The sequence below is a fragment of the Nocardia abscessus genome (assembly GCF_015477775.1).
GTDB classification, from domain to species: Bacteria; Actinomycetota; Actinomycetes; order Mycobacteriales; family Mycobacteriaceae; genus Nocardia; species Nocardia abscessus_A.
The window spans coordinates 170,222-188,277 of the sequence record NZ_JADLQO010000019.1 but is presented as its reverse complement, the minus strand read 5'-3'; the positions used below and the strand labels follow the sequence as shown (position 1 = coordinate 188,277).

At 67.2% G+C, this 18,056-nt stretch carries 18 protein-coding genes and 1 pseudogene; 8 read left to right on the top strand and 11 right to left on the bottom strand.

The genetic code is table 11. The features are described from left to right. From IU450_RS34545 to IU450_RS34535, 3 genes and pseudogenes are all read left to right on the top strand, one after another. Positions 1–356 (top strand): annotated as a pseudogene (locus tag IU450_RS34545) (alpha/beta hydrolase-fold protein); the annotation flags it as partial. A gap of 273 nt (positions 357–629) precedes the next feature. Further along, positions 630–977 (top strand): DUF2218 domain-containing protein, encoded by a 348-nt coding sequence (locus tag IU450_RS34540; RefSeq protein WP_195153916.1) that lies wholly within the window; start codon positions 630–632, stop codon positions 975–977. A 243-nt stretch (positions 978–1,220) separates the two neighbouring features. Beyond that, positions 1,221–2,213 carry an oxygenase MpaB family protein gene (locus IU450_RS34535; protein ID WP_195153915.1) on the top strand — a complete coding sequence of 331 codons (993 nt, stop codon included), beginning with the start codon at positions 1,221–1,223 and terminating at the stop codon, positions 2,211–2,213. 14 nt (positions 2,214–2,227) lie between these two features. On the opposite strand, the gene IU450_RS34530 is transcribed toward IU450_RS34535, so the two are convergent. From IU450_RS34530 to IU450_RS34515, 4 genes are all read right to left on the bottom strand, one after another. Next, complete coding sequence (locus tag IU450_RS34530; RefSeq protein WP_228835524.1) at positions 2,228–2,995, bottom strand: TetR/AcrR family transcriptional regulator; 768 nt, start codon at positions 2,993–2,995, stop codon at positions 2,228–2,230. Between the two features lie 243 nt (positions 2,996–3,238). Continuing rightward, on the bottom strand, positions 3,239–4,282 hold the full coding sequence (locus IU450_RS34525) for an LLM class flavin-dependent oxidoreductase (protein WP_228835523.1): 1,044 nt from the start codon (positions 4,280–4,282) through the stop codon (positions 3,239–3,241). Positions 4,283–4,315: 33 nt separating this feature from the next. Beyond that, positions 4,316–5,137, bottom strand: a complete 822-nt coding sequence (locus IU450_RS34520; RefSeq protein WP_195153912.1) for a DUF1684 domain-containing protein — start codon at positions 5,135–5,137, stop codon at positions 4,316–4,318. Positions 5,138–5,574: 437 nt separating this feature from the next. Continuing rightward, complete coding sequence (locus IU450_RS34515) at positions 5,575–6,066, bottom strand: anti-sigma factor antagonist (protein WP_195153911.1); 492 nt, start codon at positions 6,064–6,066, stop codon at positions 5,575–5,577. A 128-nt stretch (positions 6,067–6,194) separates the two neighbouring features. On the opposite strand from IU450_RS34515, the gene IU450_RS34510 reads away from it, so the two are divergent. Further along, positions 6,195–6,797, top strand: a complete 603-nt coding sequence (locus tag IU450_RS34510) for a TetR/AcrR family transcriptional regulator (RefSeq protein WP_195153910.1) — start codon at positions 6,195–6,197, stop codon at positions 6,795–6,797. A gap of 173 nt (positions 6,798–6,970) precedes the next feature. Then, positions 6,971–7,648 (top strand): hypothetical protein, encoded by a 678-nt coding sequence (locus tag IU450_RS34505; RefSeq protein WP_195153909.1) that lies wholly within the window; start codon positions 6,971–6,973, stop codon positions 7,646–7,648. Between the two features lie 65 nt (positions 7,649–7,713). Here IU450_RS34505 and IU450_RS34500 read toward each other — a convergent pair whose 3' ends face one another. From IU450_RS34500 to IU450_RS34490, 3 genes are all read right to left on the bottom strand, one after another. After that, entirely contained in the window at positions 7,714–9,168 is a 1,455-nt protein-coding gene (locus IU450_RS34500) for a serine/threonine-protein kinase (protein ID WP_195153908.1), read from the bottom strand. 488 nt (positions 9,169–9,656) lie between these two features. Beyond that, positions 9,657–10,394: an IPT/TIG domain-containing protein gene (locus IU450_RS34495; RefSeq protein ID WP_195153907.1), complete on the bottom strand. Its 738-nt coding sequence runs from the start codon at positions 10,392–10,394 to the stop codon at positions 9,657–9,659. 547 nt (positions 10,395–10,941) lie between these two features. After that, positions 10,942–11,601: a TetR/AcrR family transcriptional regulator gene (locus IU450_RS34490; RefSeq protein WP_195153906.1), complete on the bottom strand. Its 660-nt coding sequence runs from the start codon at positions 11,599–11,601 to the stop codon at positions 10,942–10,944. Between the two features lie 275 nt (positions 11,602–11,876). Between IU450_RS34490 and IU450_RS34485 the strand changes: the two genes are divergently transcribed. Both IU450_RS34485 and IU450_RS34480 read left to right on the top strand, forming a co-directional pair. Further along, positions 11,877–13,169 (top strand): oxygenase MpaB family protein, encoded by a 1,293-nt coding sequence (locus tag IU450_RS34485; RefSeq protein WP_195153905.1) that lies wholly within the window; start codon positions 11,877–11,879, stop codon positions 13,167–13,169. After that, a complete protein-coding gene (locus IU450_RS34480; RefSeq protein ID WP_195153904.1) occupies positions 13,166–14,230 on the top strand; it encodes a lipocalin-like domain-containing protein in 1,065 nt (354 codons plus the stop codon). Before IU450_RS34485 ends, IU450_RS34480 begins: the two co-directional genes overlap by 4 nt. A gap of 251 nt (positions 14,231–14,481) precedes the next feature. Here the strand turns inward: IU450_RS34480 and IU450_RS34475 are convergent, their stop codons facing one another. From IU450_RS34475 to IU450_RS34465, 3 genes are all read right to left on the bottom strand, one after another. Continuing rightward, positions 14,482–15,432: a sterol desaturase family protein gene (locus tag IU450_RS34475; protein WP_195153903.1), complete on the bottom strand. Its 951-nt coding sequence runs from the start codon at positions 15,430–15,432 to the stop codon at positions 14,482–14,484. Positions 15,433–15,496: 64 nt separating this feature from the next. Next, positions 15,497–16,231 carry a helix-turn-helix transcriptional regulator gene (locus IU450_RS34470; protein ID WP_195153902.1) on the bottom strand — a complete coding sequence of 245 codons (735 nt, stop codon included), beginning with the start codon at positions 16,229–16,231 and terminating at the stop codon, positions 15,497–15,499. After that, positions 16,228–16,374: a hypothetical protein gene (locus tag IU450_RS34465; RefSeq protein ID WP_195153901.1), complete on the bottom strand. Its 147-nt coding sequence runs from the start codon at positions 16,372–16,374 to the stop codon at positions 16,228–16,230. Before IU450_RS34465 ends, IU450_RS34470 begins: the two co-directional genes overlap by 4 nt. A gap of 252 nt (positions 16,375–16,626) precedes the next feature. On the opposite strand from IU450_RS34465, the gene IU450_RS34460 reads away from it, so the two are divergent. Further along, the gene (locus IU450_RS34460) at positions 16,627–16,965 is read left to right on the top strand and encodes a hypothetical protein (protein ID WP_195153900.1); all 339 of its coding nucleotides are present in this window, start codon (positions 16,627–16,629) and stop codon (positions 16,963–16,965) included. 176 nt (positions 16,966–17,141) lie between these two features. Here the strand turns inward: IU450_RS34460 and IU450_RS34455 are convergent, their stop codons facing one another. Continuing rightward, positions 17,142–17,987, bottom strand: a complete 846-nt coding sequence (locus IU450_RS34455; RefSeq protein ID WP_195153899.1) for an NAD(P)H-binding protein — start codon at positions 17,985–17,987, stop codon at positions 17,142–17,144. Positions 17,988–18,056 lie beyond the last annotated feature (69 nt).

The following is an 18,056-nucleotide window of genomic DNA, read 5'->3' as shown; positions in this document are numbered from 1 at the left end:
GTCCGCCGACGGATCCGGCGTGGGCGGCCAACGACCCGTATCTGCACGCGGACAAGTTGCGGGGTACCGCGATCTACGTCTCGACCGGTAGCGGGGCACCGGGACCACACGACACACTCCACGGCGCCGGTATCGAAGACAGCCCCAACAAGTTGATCGATCAACTCCTCATCGGCGGCGCACTGGAGATGTTCGCCGACCGCTGCACCCGTCAGCTGCGCGAAAGATTCGATCAACTGGCAATTCCTGCCACCTTCGAGCTGCGTGCCACCGGCACCCATAGCTGGTCCTACTGGCACGAGGACCTGCACAACTCCTGGCCGGTATTCGCGGCCGCGCTCGCCGCGAAGCCTTGACGCGGGATCGCTTGCACCCAGCACCGCACCGGTGCGCAGCCGTGAGCTCGCCGATAGCCGGGCTGCGCGATCGTCGGGACGTCGGCTGCCGAACTTCGCGGTGTGGGTGACGTGCGATGTGGTAATCCCAGCTCGCTGATGCTGTTCGACAGCTCGCGCTCGCCGGAGCCGGGTCCGTAGTCGTCCGACACGAAGGCTGGTGCTCGTCATGGTGTTGCACTCACTCGGCGCCCACCGCGTCCCGGGCACCGAATTCTCCTCGCGGGTCGCATCGTGACCGCGGGTAGCTCGTCCTACTCGGTGGTTCGCACCGATCGGCCGGAACGCTATGGCAAGCAATTGGTGGCGCACCTCGGACGGCGCAACGGCGGTGAGTGGTCGGCGGAGGACTCTTCCGGCTGGATAGACCTCGACACCGGCCGCGCGACGGTCACCGCGCGGCCCGGCGAGTTGTCCCTGCGCATCGAGGCCGCCGCCGAGGACCTGCCGCAACTGGAGGACGTGCTCGCCCGACACTTGGTGCGGTTCGGTGAGCGCGACGGGCTCAGCGTCACCTGGCAGCGCGATCCGTCCGCCGCGGATTCGACCGATTCGGTCGGTGACCCCCGACCGGAGGCATGAGGCCACCGCGACCGCGCGGAGAGCCCGGCCGCGACGTCGCCGAGGAACCGATTTCTGCTCCACGCTTCCGAATCAGTTCGAGTCGTCAAGGACGATGTTCGATCGTTCTCGCGCGAATCGGACGGCATGCCGGTGGCGCAATTGATAGTCTGAATGCGGTTGAACTATCAATGGCTCAGCTTTCCCGCACGGAGCGACGGCGACCTCTTCGGGCGAGACTGATCGTTGCCCGAGGAGAAGATGATGACTGCAGCCTCTCGCACACCCGCGAACGCGACCGAGACGGCAAACCCCGACGCGATCGCGAAAGTGGACCCCACGCGGGTGGTGTCGGTCGATGGTGAACCGATCGAGCTGGTGTCGCCGGATTCGATGACCGCCGAAATGGTCGGGCACTGGACCTATCTCGTGGTCGAGGGCGCCGCGTTCGCGATGCAGGGACTGCACCCGGTGATCCGCGATGTCGTCGACCGGTACTCCGTCGCCCGCACCGATCCGCTGGGCCGCGCGATCCGCTCCGTCGATTCGGTCCTGCGGTGGACCTACGGTGGCCTCGAGGCCATCGAGGAGGGCAGGCGGCTTCGTTCGCTGCACGAACCGCTGACCATGCGTAACGCGGAGGGAAGACGCATCAGCGCGCTCAACCCCGAGGCTTACCAATGGGTCATCGCGACCGCCTACGTCACCACCGCCGAGGCCGGCCCCCTCCTGATCGGTCGCGAGTTCACCGCGAAGGAACTCGACGACCTGCTCGCCGACAACCTCCGCATCGCGCGGATCCTGCGCGTGCCGATGAAGGGTTACCCGAAGACCAGGGCGGAATTCGACGCCTACTACGAGCACATGGTGTCCGACGTGCTCTGCGCCACCGACGACGTCCGCCTGCAGTTCGCCGACCTGCGCTCCGGTGACAGCGAGCAACTGCGCGCACTGCCCTTCCCTGTCCGCTCCCTCGCTCGCGCGCTGGCCCGACCACTGCTGCGTTTCAACTACCTCTCCATCGTGGGACTGCTGGATCCGCGACTGCGCGCCATGGTCGGGGTCGAATGGAGTGATCAGGAGCAGCGGCAACTCGAACGCATCTACGCCGTCATCCGCTTCGCCTACCGGGTGCTGCCCGAGCGGCTCACCTACTTCCCCATCGCCTACCACGCCAGGAAGCATCACCGGTGCATCCAGCAGATGAAGGAGCGCGAACTGAAGTCGGCGGCTTATCGCGTGCGCCCCAAGCAGTAACCGGGCAGTGGCGGCTATCCCCCGCCGGGATGCGGGAACAACAACGGCGCCAGAAAGCGGCGGGCGAACTCCTTCGCCGCGGCGGCATCGGCGAGCGGCAGCGCGCCACGCGGATTCGAGATGAACGACATCGTCAGGCGGACGAACAGCTCGGCGACCACGTCGGCGTCGAAGGCGCCCAGCTCGCCGCGGCGCTGCCAGTGCACGATGAATCGCGCCACCAATGTCCGGCCCTGCTCGATGAATTCGTCACCGGTGAGGAAACGCGTGAGTTCCCCCGCCGCCGACGAGACGCGCAGGCTGTGCGTCAGCAGGCGAGGAGCCTTCGCCTCGCTCACGAACGCCGAGAACATCTCCGCCAGGGCGCTCACCGGCCCCGCCGAGCGCTGCACCGCCTCGGCCACGATAATGCCCACCCTTTGCGATTCGGCCATGAGGGCGAACCGCACCAAAGCGGACTTGGTGCCGAAACGGCGGTAGACCGTGGCGACGCCTACGCCCGCGCCCTCGGCGATGCGGACCATCGTCGTCTCCTCGAAGCCCACTTCGGCGAAGCAGTCACGGGCGGCGTCGACGATGCGACGCGATCTGGCATCCAGCGCGGTGAGGTCGGCCCACGCGTCGCCCACCGCGGCGAGGAACTCCGCGACGGTGGGGTCGTCACCGCCACGCTCCGGCGACCGCACCGAGGGAGGCGACCCGGCCGGGCCGAGCTCACCCGGGGCGTTCTTGCGCGGGGCGCTCGCCGTGGGCTTGCTCGAATCGTTCCGGTGCGCCCTCATCGGCGTGAGCCTACCGCCCGTCCGGCGCGTCACCTCGCCACCGTCGCCGGTCTTTCCGCAGCCCCGGGCGCAGCGGTTATCGCTTGTCGCGCAGCCAGAATGATAGTCTTCACGGTATATAACTATCATCCGCCAGTACGCGCTGCACTCTTTCTCGCCGCCGTCACGCGCGGCGGGCGGCTGCCCGATCTGAGCACTACCGAGGGCTCGAACGCCCGAACCCGTCGGCGCCCGGTGGCCGGATCACGCCGACGCGGCTACCTCACCGCTGTCGTACTCGATGCCGGGCGGATCCGCCGCGGGCCAGCGGCCCAGGGCGGGCGCGATCAACTCCACGGTGTCGTGCAGGATCTGCTCGTACTCGGCGCGGCGGAATTCGTACGGCAGTTCCAGTCGCAACTCTGTCGTCCGCGCGAGCACCGGATCTGCCCGCAGCCGGTCGACGATCTCCTCGGCGGTGCCGACCAGATCCGGGGCGAACAGGACGCGCCGCTCCCCCTGCGGCGCGAGGGTCCGCTCGTGCCGGCCTGCCGCGTACTGCCGGTACCGCGCACGGGTCGCACGGTCGGCACTGTCGAGCGGGACGATCACCCGCCCCACCGCGACCCGGGCGGGCCGGGCCGGATCCACCAAACGGCGGTACTCATCGATCAGGGTCAGCTGGGTGGTGCCGAAATCGTCGCTGCGGTCACCGAAGACGATGTTCCCGGTCAGCAGGTTCAGCCCGTTCTCGCCTGCCCAACGGACCGAGCGGGTACTGCCGCCGCCGTACCAGAGCCGGTCGATCAAGCCGGGATTGTGCGGCTGCAACCGAGGCCGCTGCGTGTTGCCCGGCGAGTGGATCACCGTGTCGGCAGCACCGAGGTAGTCGCCACGCAGGTTCTCGATCAACCGGGCGATCCGTCCGTAGGACAGGTCGTAGGTGCGCCAGTCTCCGTCGAAGACCAGGTGTCCGATCAGTTCGGCATGCGGTGGGGTGCCCGCGCTGAACCCGGCCTGCAACCGGCCCCGCGACAGCACATCGGCCAGCGACAGGTCCTCGGCCAGCCGGAACGGGCTCTCGTAACCGATGGGAATCACGGCCGTGCCCAACTCGATCCGGCTGGTACGCTGCCCGGCGGCGGCCAGGAACACCGCCGCCGATCCGACGCCGTGCTCGAGATGTCGCTGCCTGATCCACGCGCCGTCGAAACCGAGGCGCTCGCCGTATTCGAACAGCTGCAGCGTGTCCTCGAGTCCCGCGTAGGGGTCGTCGTCGGCGTAGTTGCCCGGAGTCAGGAACGACAACGTCCTGATCTGAGGTGTGGGGTCATTCATCGTTCAGCGGCGCTCGAACGGGATCTTCTCACCGGCTTCGATCGCGACCGGCAGTCGGTTCTCCGCCGGCGGCAACGGGCAGGTCGCCAGGTCGGTATAGGCGCAAGGCAGATTCGCGGCTCGGTTGAAGTCCAGCCGCACCGTCCCGTCGGCGGCGGGCGGCGCCAGGTGCAGGACGCGGTTGGCGGCGTAGGTGGTGACCCCGGAGGTCTCGTCGGTGAACAGCACGGTCAGGCTGCCGGGATCTCTGCCGTCGAACGCGGTCAGGCGCAGCGGCCTGCCGTCCAGCTCGAACTCGATCTGCCCGGGTGCGTCGTAGACGTGTTCGAGCCCTTCGACCGCGGCGCCGACGGTGGTCGGCCGCGGCTGCGCGAAGGGCACATAGCGGCCGGCGACCACCCACTGCGGATGCGGCGCATAGGCGGGTGTGCCCTGGAATGCCGTGCGCAGCGGGTTGTTCGGGTGCCGTGGCCGAACGATGTCGCGCCCACCCCTCTTGGCGACCTCGATCACCGCGTCACCCCACACGGCATCGACACCACCGCGTTCGGGGATGATGCCGAACACGTGCCGGCCACGCACCGCCGTCCCCTCGATCACCAATTCGTCACCGTCGTCGAGAACCACGGTGACGCCCTCGTCGTCGGCCGACCAGGAGCCCGGGGCGTCCGGAAATCGCTGCGGTGTCTCGGTGAGCCAGTGCAGGTTGGTGATGGCCAGGAATCCGTGCGGGTCGGCCAAGCGCGCCTCCTGCCCTCGGTGCCAGTCCTGCCAGTCCGCGATGAAGGCGTCGGTCGGGGTCGGGGCGGCGGTCTGCGCTGTCATGTGGTGCTCCTCGTCTGAAGCTCTGCCTGTCCTGGATTCCGCACTGCCCGCGACGCCGGGGATCGGCGTGCGGCAGCTTTGCTCAGGACGACGACGTACAGAGGTGATACCGGATTCAACCCAATGCAGCCGCCCGCGAACAGGATTGCGATCAGCTCGAACGCAATACTCCACCCAGCGATGTCCGGCGCCGTAGCACTCGAGCCGCGCCGATCAGCCCGGCACCGGCTCCATGGGACGCCCGAGACCGTTTGCAGCAGTGCTTTCAAACCCCGGTTCCCCTGCCCGCACTCGCGAGGGCGGGGCGATGGCAAATACATTGGCCGGGAACACCTCTCGCGGCAGGCACAGAGGCGGGCGCGGCTGGTGCGGCCCGCCTCTGCGTCCACGCGACTACCCGCTGGCGGCGCGGCAGGGCGCATCACCAACGGGTCGACCTATGCGGACGGGTCGTCTCTGTGTCGCACCGGTGCGACAGCAGTACACCGGCCCGCGACGTGCGAACGCCCGCTCGGCGCCGACTCGGCCACTGCGTCCTCGACACAGGAGTAGACGGGGAGCAGGGCGTCCAGTTCGAGAGCGGTCACGACGCGGCCGACGACCGTCCGGCTGCCGACCACGCTCAGTCGACTACCGTGACGCAGGCACTTCTCGGACTCCTCGGCCAAGACCAGTAACGAACGGCACGCCATGAAGAGAATATCGCTGGTGTCGATCACGAGAGGATCCCCAGCGGAGGCCGCCGCGACGGCCTCGGACAACAGTCGACGCCACGTCGGCAACGTGTAGGCGTCGACTTCGCCATGGGCATGGACCACGATCGCGCCACCGTGGCGTTCGATGGTCGCGGTCAATCGGAGACGAGCGTCTTCCGGCTCATCGGCCGGAGGTGGGCGGGAGGCGGCGAGACCGGGCAATGCTGTGCTCATATGGGCACTCGATTCGTTTCGCGCCTGAGGCGCTCGACAGTCGGGCCCACCCTGCGTCCTCAAGACAGACCTGTCTTTCTTTCCTAACATAGACAGGTCTGTCTGTACAGGGTTATCGTCATGGGGAGATGGAGACCCCGAACCTTCCGCGGACCGCACCCACCGTATCTGCTCGCGAGCGAATCCTGAACACGGCTTACACGTTGTTCACCCGCCGCGGCATCCGAGCGGTGGGTACCGAGGAGGTGATCGCGGTGTCCGGCGTTGCCAAAGCGACGCTGTACCGGCATTTCCCGTCCAAGAACGATCTCGTGCTCGCGGTGCTCCAGCGCCGCGAGCAGTTGTGGACGCTCGGCCTCGTCGAAACGCAGTCCCGCCTGCGCGGCGACACACCGGAAGGTCGACTGCTCGCGATCTTCGACGTCTTCCACGACTGGTTCCAGAAACGTGAGGATTTCGACGGCTGCTCGTTCATCAACGTGCTGCTCGAACTCGGCGCCGGGCATCCTGCCGGGCAGGCGAGCATCGGATACCTCGACAATATCCGGGCCATCGTCCGCGGCCGGGCCGAAGCGGCCGGGCTGCGCGACCCGGACGATTTCGCCCGCTCCTGGCACATCCTGATGAAGGGCTCGATCATCTCCGCCGCCGAAGGCGACCTGCAGGCCGCGCAGCGCGCCAAACTCATGGCCCGAGCGCTCATCGAACAACACCGACCGATCGAGCCATAGCGCGCACGGCCACCTCGGCGCCCCGCGCCGCGGTGCGAAACCCGGTATTGCCGTTGACGGGTTCGTTGTGGCTTGCCCGGTCCACGCCGCTCGAGGCCACCTCTCTACACTGAGAGCCCCCACCTGCAACCGGGTCGATGCCTTGTCCGAAACGAACCTCGACGGAGAAGCTTATGTCCGGCCGACGAAACCAGCAGCGGCAGAGCAGAGTTCGTCGCCCGGATGCCGTACGTGCGGTCCGCTACCCGTCCCGGTCCACCATCGAAGCCCTACTTCCCGCCATGATCGCCCGCCGCAGCAGTGCCCCGGCCATCGACCCGGATCTCGTGCACATCTGGGGTTTCACGGGTACCGGCGAGAACGACGCCGAAAGCGCGGCGGGCTTCTCGGCCTTCTCGCCCGGCGACAGCGTTGTGACCGCGGGCTCTCCGATCCTGGACATCGCCGGACGAATGATGACCGGAATGGGCGGACGGCTGTGGGGATTCGGGCTGGCCCACCGTGCCGCCGCGGACGCCGTCGCCCGCGGGATCGACGGCGACTCGGCGGAGGCGATTACGACGCCGCCGTTCGGGCCGCCCGGACCATCCGGCGCCGAGGAAGTTTGGGCCGCGTCCATCTTCGACGCCCGCGGAAGAGAATTCACCCAGTTGCGCTACGTGCACCTGGCCGAACTCGAGCCGATCACCTTCGACGGCGACACACTGGACCAGCGCAGCACCATCCACGACTGGATCGACCGTGTGGAGGCCGGAGTCATATCGGCACACGTGTGGGCCGCCGCCCTGGCGTTGGACGCAGACCGCAACCGAGCGGTCCTCGGTGAACTCGAGCACCGACTGCTGGGATGATCCGGACCATCAATCGGTAAGTAAGCCGATTCACGGGCCCACGGTGCGTCATCCGCCTCCGGGGCTCATCTCCGGATCCTGGATCGTCGGTATGCGAGCCAGCGGCCGGTCGAAGGCGACAGAGCGCACGCCAATCCCGTGAAGGCGAAAATCAGTACCGTGCCGAAGAACACCGTGTCTCCGCGGGTGCTTCCGCCCAAGCTTGCTCCGATGGCGATCAAAGCGACCAACGTGATGATCCCGGTGCCGAGGGCCACCGCGACGCGACCGGCGCGCCTGCGTGCGAAGAGTGCGATGGAGCCGCCGACCAGCAGCAGCGACATCGCGGAGCTGATCGACATCGGGACGAGAAGTTCGAGGAGAAGACCGCGCGTCGTCCGGCCGGGGCCGGTACCGCGCCACCTGGCCAGCTCGATGACGCCTTGGACGACGACAACGGCCGACAGCAGACCGAAAGCGAACGCGACGACTGCGCCCGTTCTGGCGAGGGCGCCGGACGGCCTGCGCGGATCGTCCACTCGAGCCGACGGCTGCGACGTAGGTCCGGACATGGCGCGCCGGGCCGGGTCCGCAGGCGGGTTCAGCAAGGTCGGAGCCGGACGAGGCCACGGGTCGACCGCCGTAACCGGGTAGGCAGGGTGCTGATTCACGACGGTCCGGGCCGGAACCGATCGCGCGAAGGGAGCGTCGCCCCGCAGGGCCGCTGCCGCGGCTGCCGCGAAATCGCCGCAGCTGGCGAATCGTTCGTCCCGATGCTTGGCCATCGCCCGTGCGATCACAGCGTCGAGTGGTGGTGGCAACCCCGGACGGGTATCGCTGAGCCGCGGCACCGGCTTGGCGAGGTGGCTTGCGACGATCTGACCTGGATTGGTCGAAGGGAACGGCGGTTGCCCCGCCAGGAGGGTGAAAAGGGTGCAGCCGAGGGAATACTGGTCGGCGCGGTGATCGACCGGCTCACCGGAGAGTTGTTCGGGTGACGCGTAGGCGAGTGTCGCGGTGAAGGTTCCGGTCGCGGTCAGCTTGGTGTCCGCGTCGAGCAGCCGCGCGATACCGAAATCCGTGAGCACGGCCCGCGTTTCCCGGCCGGCTTCCGGCTCTGCGATCAGGATGTTCGCCGGCTTGATGTCGCGATGCAGCACACCCTTGCTGTGGGCGTAGTCGAGCGCGTGCGCGGTATCCGTGACGATGCGCAGGACGCTTTCGGGGCGCGTGGTGTGCGGATCGAGCCGGGCCGCGTCCGTCCCGCGAATGTACTGCATGGAGATCCACAGGTGCCCGTCCTGCGTGCCGCGGTCATAGACGCCGACGATGCCCGGATGTTCCAGGCGCGCAACGACGTTGGCCTCCTGCTCGAAGCGCCGCCGCAACTCCTCGTCCTCGGACACCGCACGGTTGAGCAGCTTGAGCGCGACCAGTCGCGGCAGCCGCGGGTGCCGAGCCAGATAGACGGTACCCATTCCGCCATGCCCGAGCACGCCCTCGATCACGTAGCCGGCGAACGACTCGTGCTGCCTCAACACCCAGGTCCCCCTTCTCGACCACACCCACCCGGACCGAGGGCAGCATAACGCCGCCGCCGGACCCGATCCGCCCCGGAGCCCGCGGCAACTATGCATCAGAGTTGTTCGAGGACCGCGCCCTGTTCATCGAGGATCGCGATGGAAGGGGTGCCGTCCATCGCCACACGTAACGGTATTCTCGGGCGACCTTCCCGATCACAGAGAGTCGAGCCGGTTCCGTTCTCGGTGTCTTCGGCTGACGAGGTGCCTGACAATCCGGCCGCTGCCCGGCGATCAACGAGACCGAATCCGAGGAGTCGCCGACCGGCCCGGCCAGAAATTCCGCACCGGACGCTGACAAGTAACAGGAACGTCGCAGTATTTTCGGTAAACCGATCGACAAGCCGAAGAGGCCGACCGTGAAACGGAGTCGACCCCTTCGGTCTCGCGGATGTCGCCCACCCTGCGCAGTACGAATTCTCAGACTGCGACTCGTGCGGGTGACATCATCAGGCGTAGGTGAAGAATACCCCGGTGGCGATACCGCCCGGAGCGGTGACCGTGATCGGCACCGGACCGAGCCCAACCGGGGTGACCGCAGTGATCTGCGTATCGGAATTCACCGTGAACGAAACCGCCGGAAGCACACCGAAGAATACACCGGTAGCGCCGGTGAAGCCGCTTCCGGTAATCGTGACCACGGTACCGCCGGTCACCGGGCCGGTATTCGGGGTGGCCGAAACCAGCGCTGGAACCGACACATACGTGAACGGAACTCCCGGGCTCGTGCCGGCCGGAGTGGTGACCGTGACCGGCACGGTGCCCGTTCCCGGCGGGGCGATCGCGATGATCAGCGTGCTGGACACCCCGATGAAGAACGTGGCCGGGGTTGCACCGAAGTTCACCGCGGTAGCTCCGGAGAAGCCGGTGCCGACGAGCACGACCAGGGTTCCACCGGTCGCAGGGCCGGAATTGGGAAAGATCGAGGCGATCACCGGAACCGCCACGACATATGTATACGGAAAACCGTTGCTCGTCCCGCCCGCGTTGGCGACCGTGATGTCCACCGCGCCGGTCCCCGGCGGGGCGATCGCCGTTATCTGAGTGGCGGAATCCAGTGTGAAAGTCGTTGCGGTGCCGCCGAACCGCACCGTGGTCGGACCGGTGAATCCGGTTCCGGTAATGACTACACTGTTTCCGCCCGAAGTCGGGCCCGTGGTCGGAGATACAGAAGTGATAGTAGGCATGACATTGCCTCCTTAATGCTGATTACCTGCACCGGGGGGTGCTCGACCTTTTGGTAGCCCGGCTGTAACCATTAAGGACTTCGAACCACTACTCGGACAATGCATATCGCGCTCCGTTTTCGTCCGTTTTCACGGCTGGATCGACTGTCTTCCTACACGTTCGGCGCTAGCGGCATCATCGATGCGACGTACGATGAGCCACCCGGTACTCGAATCATCGAGCCCGGGGCCGGTTTTCCGGATGGCCTGAGCGCCGCCTCGGCCGAAATACGCTCCGCCGAATCAGGTTCCCGACAGATCCGCCGACAGGGCTCGGGACCGCGCGCATTTGGGCAGCTGGACTTCTACAACCGGCTCCGGCCGGTCGTCGTACTCGAGACGCAACACCCGGCAGATGATGGCGTGCAGGTCGTAGAGGGTGGTGACACCCGGTAATCCGCCGTTCCACCGCGCGGACGCAGCGGAGCGGCTCCTGCACACCTCGCGCGGACCACAGCCGGGATCTCCACTCACAATGACCAGGACCGTCTGCGAGGCCGGTTCGAGGCTATTTCGGGGCCGGAATGGTCAGCAGGCCGAGGATCGCCCGGGCATCCTCGGCGGTCGGCGTGGGCAGGCTGCCGCGACCGTGGATGAACCCGATGCCCAGGTACACCATCGCACCGGCGCGCAGACGAGCGTCTTCCGGAGCGAAGCCCAGTTCCAGCATCGCCTTCCGCACCGTTTCGAAGATCTGCCGGTCCAAGGCGCGCACCGCCGCGGACACCTTCTCGTCGCTTCGCGCCCACTCGCGGACAGTGGCTTCGGTGGCCCAGGTGCGTTCGATGAGATTGGCGGCCATATTGGCGATGCGCTGTTCGACGGGCACGGACTCGATCGCTCCGAGCGCACGGATGACCTCGCTCTGCAGCGCGCTCCACCGATCGGCCATCGCCTCCATGAGTTGTTCGATGTCATCGAAATGCCAGTAGAAACTGCCTTTGGTGACTCCGAGTTCCTGACACAGCCGGGGAATCTTGACGGCCGAGACCCCTTCTCTCGCGAGCAGCCCCAGAGCCCCGTCGACCCACGCCTCGTAGGACAGACGCGGAGGCCGGCCGCGGCCGCGCTGCTGGGCCGCCGCCTTCCGCGAACGCCGCGGCACCGAACCCGCACCGGCCTCGGCGCGCCGGACGCCGTCGGCGGCCTGGAACCGGTCCGCTGTCATCGGCGCGGGGGTACGTCGGTGGATTTCACGTCTCGATGGTAGGTGAACCCGTCACGGACCTGCTTCAGCGCGGAGCCCGGCGCTTCTGCTGCGGCCACTCGAAGAACCTCGATTTCCATTCGAAAAGGTACCGATAACTATACCAAATGGTATGGTCACTCGCGTTGGGTGCCCGGAGGAGGCGGTCCGAGAAGGGGCTGGCCCGGCGCGAGCTGGTGGCCTGAACTGGCCGGGCCGACCGACCCGGACCGCATCGACAGGAGGAGAAGTCGTTCATGTCAGTGGAAGTCCCGCCCGCGGGCGGCGATGCCGTCGACGAGCAACCATCGGTGAAGTGCCCAACCGCGTTCCGATACTGGGAAGCACGCCGCACTCCCAAGGTTCGGCGCATCGAGCGTCTCTTCGCGAAAGTCACCGGGACCGAACTGTTTCCCACCGACGCGCAAGCTGTCGCATTGTGCGAGGACCTCTTCACGGGCGATCCGGTCGCGGAACGATTCGTCGCGGAGGTGATGCACGGCGAGATCGGTCCGCAAGCCGGGCGCCGGATGCTGGAAACGGCGCTGACCGAGGGCATCGACGCCGTGCCGGACGCACCGGACTCGATGCGCGCGCTGTTCGAGGAGTTCGAGACGGTGCCCCAGTGGGTGGTACCCGAACTCGTCGAGCAGGGCGCGGCGATCTGGCGGCGCTGGGGAACGATGCTGTTCAGCTTCGCGGGCGCGGAAACACTCGAGATGTACACCGAGGCCGCTGTCGCGACGCCGTTGTCCCTGGCCGGCGGATACGCAGGCAACAGCGCGCTGCGCCGCTTCCTCGAGACGACCCGCTTCTGGATCGATGTCTCCGAGCCCCGCGCACTGATGACTCCGGGATCGGCGGGACGCGCCACGGCGCTGAAGGTGCGCATCATGCACGTCTCGATCCGCGCGAAAGTCGCCGGGCATCCGGAGTGGGACATCGACCGGTGGGGTCTGCCGATCAGTCAGACCTATCAGATGCTGACCCTGCTGGCCGGCAGCGTCACCCCCGGGCTGGGCCTGTGGGCGCTCGGCTACCAGACGACGCCTTCGGAGATCCACGCGCTGCTCCACTTTCAGAAGTACATGGGATACCTGCTCGGAGTGCGGGTGCGCTGGTATCCGGAAACCGTCCTCGACTCGTTGCGTGTGCTGGCCATGACCATCGTCTCTCGCTCCTACGACGCGGGACAGCACGGTGCGGAGTTGATCGAGTCGTATCCGGTCGCATTCGCCCCTCGCGACGGCCACCGGGGTCTCACGAGGCTGCGCGAGACGTACAACTTCCGCATCAACTCCGTGTACTCCGCGATGTACATGGCTCCCTGGACGAGGCGTCGCTACAGGATGCCATCGGCCTTTCCCTGGGTCGCCATCCCGATCGCGCGCTTTCCGCTGATCACGGCAATGGAACTGCTGCGCAGGGCGTGCCCGCCCTTCGCGCGGGCGCACGAAAAGCTCATGCTGTGGCATCGCGAGAACTGGTATCGCGCTCAGATGCAGGGCCGGGAAGCGGCTTTCGACGCCAGCGGGGCGCTACGCCGATGAGTACCGCAGACATCGTCGAAGCATGGAACGGGCCCGGCCGCCGGGACGGAGTGCTGACTCCCGTGGAGCCGCAGCACAACGGCCTTCATCCGTCGCCGAGCAAACTGGCCTTCGAGCACTGGTACTTCGACGCACACCTCGACACCGGGCACGTGGTGATCGGGTTCCTGACCAAGCGGCGGCCCGAGGATCTTCCCAACGCCAAGCCGTGGGTGGAGATGATCGTGTACGCGCCGGATGGAACCCGCCGCCAGGTGTCGCGGCGGTATTCGCGGGCGGCGGCGGTGTTCTCGGCCGAAGCCTGCGACGTGCGGATCGGCGCCAACCGCGCCCACACCGAGCACCCGGCGAACGGCCTGCCGATTCACCATCTGCACATGGCCGAGGACGGAATGGTCTTCGATCTGCGATTCCACAACGAAACCCCCAGTTGGATGCCGGGCAAGGGAGAAACCCGTTTCGGGAGCAGAGATTCGTTCGGGTGGATGGTGGGGGCGCCCCGCGCCCGGGTGACGGGCGCCATCGAGCTCGACGGCGCCCGGCACGAGGTCACCGGACGCGGGTACCACGACCACAACTGGGGTGTCGGCGACATGAAGAAGATCATCGACCGCTGGCACTGGGGGCGCCTGTACGTCGAGGACTATTCACTGCTCTACGCCTCGGTACTGACCCAGCAGCGTCGGGGTGGGCACGAGATCAGTCCGCTGATGCTCGCCCACCACGCCGACATCGTATTGTCGACCGGCGAAACGATTCTCACCGAAGGTCCGGCGCGCTTCGACGCCGTCGCCGGCCGAACCTACCCGGAATGGATCGAACTGCAGGTACCGGGCAGCGTGGATCTGCGGTTGGCCGTCGACAAGGTCATCCACGCCCACGACCTGATCGATGACATCCCCGTCGCCCGAACACGGCTGATCAAACCGCTGGTCCACCGGCTGGTCGGGCATCCCGGCTACTTCCGGTTCGAGTCGTCGTTCGAATTGACCGTCCACACTGCGACCGGCGTCGAGAAGCGCACCGGCACGACGTTGCACGAACTGGTCTCCCTGGCCTGACCCCGGCCCACACCCCAATTGTCACAGTTGCTTCGGGCGGCGTGGACGCATCGCGAGTCCGATATTCAGCCGGCTCTGGCTCCGCTGGCCTGAGTGTCGTCTTCTTCGCCGCGCATCGTGTAGACGCGCTCGAGGAAATCGCGGTGCGCGCGTAGTGTCGAGTCCAGCGAGAGGGGCAGACCATAACGGCATGATCCCGAAGGCGCTGCCGCGTGGCGGTATCGGCGCCACGCAGCGGAAGCCGATGGCGGTCAGGACACCATCTGGTGATCTTCCCCCGACGGGCCGGGGCGGGCCGATCGCGCATGCTCCAACGAGGTCGCGATACCGGCGGTGAATTGGCAGGCGCCGTGTGCGGTGAACGGTTCGGCGAGTTGGGCGAGGTAGCCGACCGGGTAGTGGGGTTCGGCGGCCATGCCGAGGTCCTCGCTGCTGAAACGGCGGGCGGGATCGTAGCTGTAGGTGCGCAGCAGGTGATCCCAGAGCAGGGTGAACAGTCCGAAGTTGACGTCGCCGATGCCTGCCCATTTCAGGTGATGGAATCGATGGCCTTCGTTGAGGGCCAGCACACGCCTGAACGGGCCGACGCGGTAGTCGGCATTGGAGTGTTGCAGCAGAAGTTGCACGGCCACGGCGAGCGACAGTGCACCGGCGACCGGAACAGGTATGCCGAGCAGCAGCAGCGGGGTGACGCCCGCGGTCATTTCGATGGTCTGGTGCAGCGGGTGTTTCATCAGACCGTTGAGGCCGTAGAACCGTTTGACGCTGTGGTGCACGGCATGAAAGCGCCACAGCACACCGATTTTGTGGCTGGCGTAGTGGGTGAGAGTGATACCGAGATCGGCGAACAGGATCGCGATCAGCACTTGTACGACAAACGGCATTGTCCCAGGCCAGATTCCGTCGCCGGGTAGTACTGCGGCGAGTGCGGGGATGGCGGCCACGCTAGCGAGGATCAGCGTCTCGTTGACGAAGGCGTGGGCCGTATCGCGGCCGGAATCCCCGTGCGAGTCATTCCAGGTCGACTCGTAGGGCAGCATGCGTTCGGCGGTGAACGACATGGCGATCGCGGCGACGAGCAGAGCGAGCAGCCATAGTTTGCTCGCGCCGGAGGCGGCGACGGCGATGCCGAGGCCGTTGACGCCGAGCAGCATGAGCGGGGCGTAGCCGTAGCGGACGGCTGGTCGGATGAACGTAATCATAGTTTCAGCGTCGCCGGGCTGAGTGGGCGGGCGCTTGTAGAAATCGGCTGACCTCACCGGCGGCTCAGCCGGGTGTCCGGCGCCAGCCGGTCGCCACCAGGGCCTCGGTGGGGGTGATGCCGAACAGGTCGCGGCAGGTGCGGGTGAGGTGCGCGCTGTCGGCGAATCCGGCGGCATGGGCGGCTTCGGTCAACGATCGTCCCGCTCGGACCTCGTCGATGGCGCGGCGCAGCCGCGTCCAGCGCCGCCACGCTGCATAGGGCAGCCCGACCTCGGCGGCGAACAGGTGCGACAGGCGACTCGGGGACATCGCGACCCGGCGGGCCAACTCACCGAGGGTCGGCGGTCCCACCGGGCCGGCGTCCGCCAACTCCATCGCCGCGATCACCACCGGATGCGTGGCACGCCGGGGCAAGGCGATCGCCGAATCCCGTGGCGGATAGCCGTGCGACGTCGGGATGGCCGCTGCGATCCAACTCCGCACACGATCCGCGGGACGGTCGGCCAAACGGGCGATGGCAGCGCGTCCAGCGATGCCTGCCGGATCGAGGTAGGCGAGGAATCCGGCGGTCCCAGCCCCCACGCGCACTTCGTGACGGACTCCAGGCGGGATGATCGCGAGGTCGGCGCGGTCGGCGTTCCCGCTGCCGTCGATGAGGGTGAGTTCGCCGCGGGTGACCAGCAACACCTGCACGGCGGCGTGAGAATGCGCTGCGGCAGCCCCGATTTCGCCGGTGAAGGCCATCAGACCGGGGGTGAACACCACACCGCCGAGCCACTTGGAGATCGAGTCGGTCATCGCGCCTCGCTCACGGCCGTTGGGTGCGGGACGATCGACCCGGCGGCACGCTGAGCAGCGACTACCCCTTCCCCGGCCGCGGCGGCCCGGCTGGGCGAGCCGTCGAGGTAGAGATTCAGGGCGCGAATGGGGGTGGCGGTCACCGAGATTTCCGAGGACAAAGAGGGCGGACAGTACTGCGAGGATAACGACAGAGAACGCGGCGGCGATCCGCACGCATCCCCGCGGAGAACGCCCCCGGTCGCGTCACCCGCGCCCTGGTCGATTTCTGCACGGCGGAGAAGTCGGTCCGCGGATCCGGTTGGCAAGGCCGGCGCGTTCCTGCATGGGAGTGAAGGTCTGTTGCCGGAATCGGACTTGCATCCTGTACCCATGTACAGGCTTACCGTCGATTCATGACGATCAATCTCGGTTCTGCCGGTTGGGCTCCGGACTCGTGCACGCTGCCGACTGCCGAGCAGCCGGTCCGGATAGCGGAGTTCGACGCCTTCTTCGCCGCCTCCGTGCGCGCGATCGCACGGCCGGACCGCACACGGTTGGATCTGGTGCTGGTAGGCGGCGCCGAACCGGAGGGCCGTGACTTGACGGCCCGGGAGAGCGGTTGCTGCTCGTTCTTCACCTTCACCTTCGACGGGGACGAGAACCGACCGGTGCTGCACGTCGAGGTTCCGGCCACCCATGTCGACGTGCTCGATGCGTTCGAGCGGCGGGGGCTCGCGCAGTCGAGCCGATGACCACCCCGATTCTCTTCTGCCACCACCCGGACGCGACCGCCCCCACTGGAGTTCGTGGTAGCTGCTGAGAACCCGCCCGCTCGCCGGGCGGGGGCGTCATCGGATCAGCGACCCCGATCTGCGCGGGCTTCACTGCTCGCCCCCGCGGGCGGAGTTGCGCTGTCAGGTCTCGCTGGTCAGTTCGGCCAACCCCCCGCGGCAGCAGTGGACCGGGCGAATTCGGCGAAGGTCCGCGGCGGGCGACCGAGGGCCCGCTGCACGCCGTCGGAGACGTGTTCGTCCTTCCCCTCCCCCAGCGGCTCGATGACGTCCGCGAAAGCCGCGGCGTCCGCAGGCGGCAATCCCTGGCGAACGAGTTCCGCGACGTAGTCCTCGACGGACAGCGGCACGTAACGGATTTCGCGACCGGTAGCCTCGGAGATCGTGGCGACCGCCTCGGCCAGCGTCACCGCCCGGGGACCGGACAGTTCGTAGATCCGGCCCGCGTGCCGGTCTTCGGTCAGCGCGGCGACCACCACCGCGGCGATGTCCTCGGCATCGATGAAGCTGGCAGCCCCGTCGCCTGCGGGCAGCCGCAGTTCACCGGCGCGGATGGCATCGGCGAAGAAACCCTCGCTGAAGTTCTGCGCGAACCAGCCCGGCCTGCTGATCGTCCACTCCAGACCGCTCTCCCGCACAGCGGCCTCGCTGTCGACGATGCCCTCCAACACACCGCCGCTGTCTTTGGCATAGTCCGGATCGTCGATTCCGCGCCCAGACGCCAGCACGATCCGCCGCACTCCGTGCCGCACTGCCCGCTCGACGAACGGGCGAACGAGTTCAGTGCCGTCCAATTGCACGATATAGATCGACCGCACGCCCTCCAGCGCGGCGTCCCAGGTGCCGCGGTCGGTCCAATCGAAGACATGCTCGCCCTTCCGGGCCGCGGCGCGAACCGGCAACCCCTTCGCCCGCAATCGGCTGACGACGCGGCGGCCGGACTTGCCGGTCGCCCCCGTGACAAGAATCGGATGTTCAGACATGACCCCAGTCAACCGGCTGATACCGAGACGATCCATGGTTAGGAAGCGCCAGTTGATGTCTGGGCGTCT

Coding starts and splice junctions, on each gene's coding strand:
- IU450_RS34535 (WP_195153915.1), top strand. CDS start 1,221: ATGACTGCAGCCTCTCGCACACCCGCGAACGCGACCGAGACGGCAAAC.
- IU450_RS34530 (WP_228835524.1), bottom strand. CDS start 2,995: ATGAGGGCGCACCGGAACGATTCGAGCAAGCCCACGGCGAGCGCCCCG.
- IU450_RS34520 (WP_195153912.1), bottom strand. CDS start 5,137: ATGACAGCGCAGACCGCCGCCCCGACCCCGACCGACGCCTTCATCGCG.
- IU450_RS34515 (WP_195153911.1), bottom strand. CDS start 6,066: ATGAGCACAGCATTGCCCGGTCTCGCCGCCTCCCGCCCACCTCCGGCC.
- IU450_RS34510 (WP_195153910.1), top strand. CDS start 6,195: ATGGAGACCCCGAACCTTCCGCGGACCGCACCCACCGTATCTGCTCGC.
- IU450_RS34505 (WP_195153909.1), top strand. CDS start 6,971: ATGTCCGGCCGACGAAACCAGCAGCGGCAGAGCAGAGTTCGTCGCCCG.
- IU450_RS34495 (WP_195153907.1), bottom strand. CDS start 10,394: ATGCCTACTATCACTTCTGTATCTCCGACCACGGGCCCGACTTCGGGC.
- IU450_RS34490 (WP_195153906.1), bottom strand. CDS start 11,601: ATGACAGCGGACCGGTTCCAGGCCGCCGACGGCGTCCGGCGCGCCGAG.
- IU450_RS34485 (WP_195153905.1), top strand. CDS start 11,877: ATGTCAGTGGAAGTCCCGCCCGCGGGCGGCGATGCCGTCGACGAGCAA.
- IU450_RS34480 (WP_195153904.1), top strand. CDS start 13,166: ATGAGTACCGCAGACATCGTCGAAGCATGGAACGGGCCCGGCCGCCGG.
- IU450_RS34475 (WP_195153903.1), bottom strand. CDS start 15,432: ATGATTACGTTCATCCGACCAGCCGTCCGCTACGGCTACGCCCCGCTC.
- IU450_RS34470 (WP_195153902.1), bottom strand. CDS start 16,231: ATGACCGACTCGATCTCCAAGTGGCTCGGCGGTGTGGTGTTCACCCCC.
- IU450_RS34460 (WP_195153900.1), top strand. CDS start 16,627: ATGACGATCAATCTCGGTTCTGCCGGTTGGGCTCCGGACTCGTGCACG.
- IU450_RS34455 (WP_195153899.1), bottom strand. CDS start 17,987: ATGTCTGAACATCCGATTCTTGTCACGGGGGCGACCGGCAAGTCCGGC.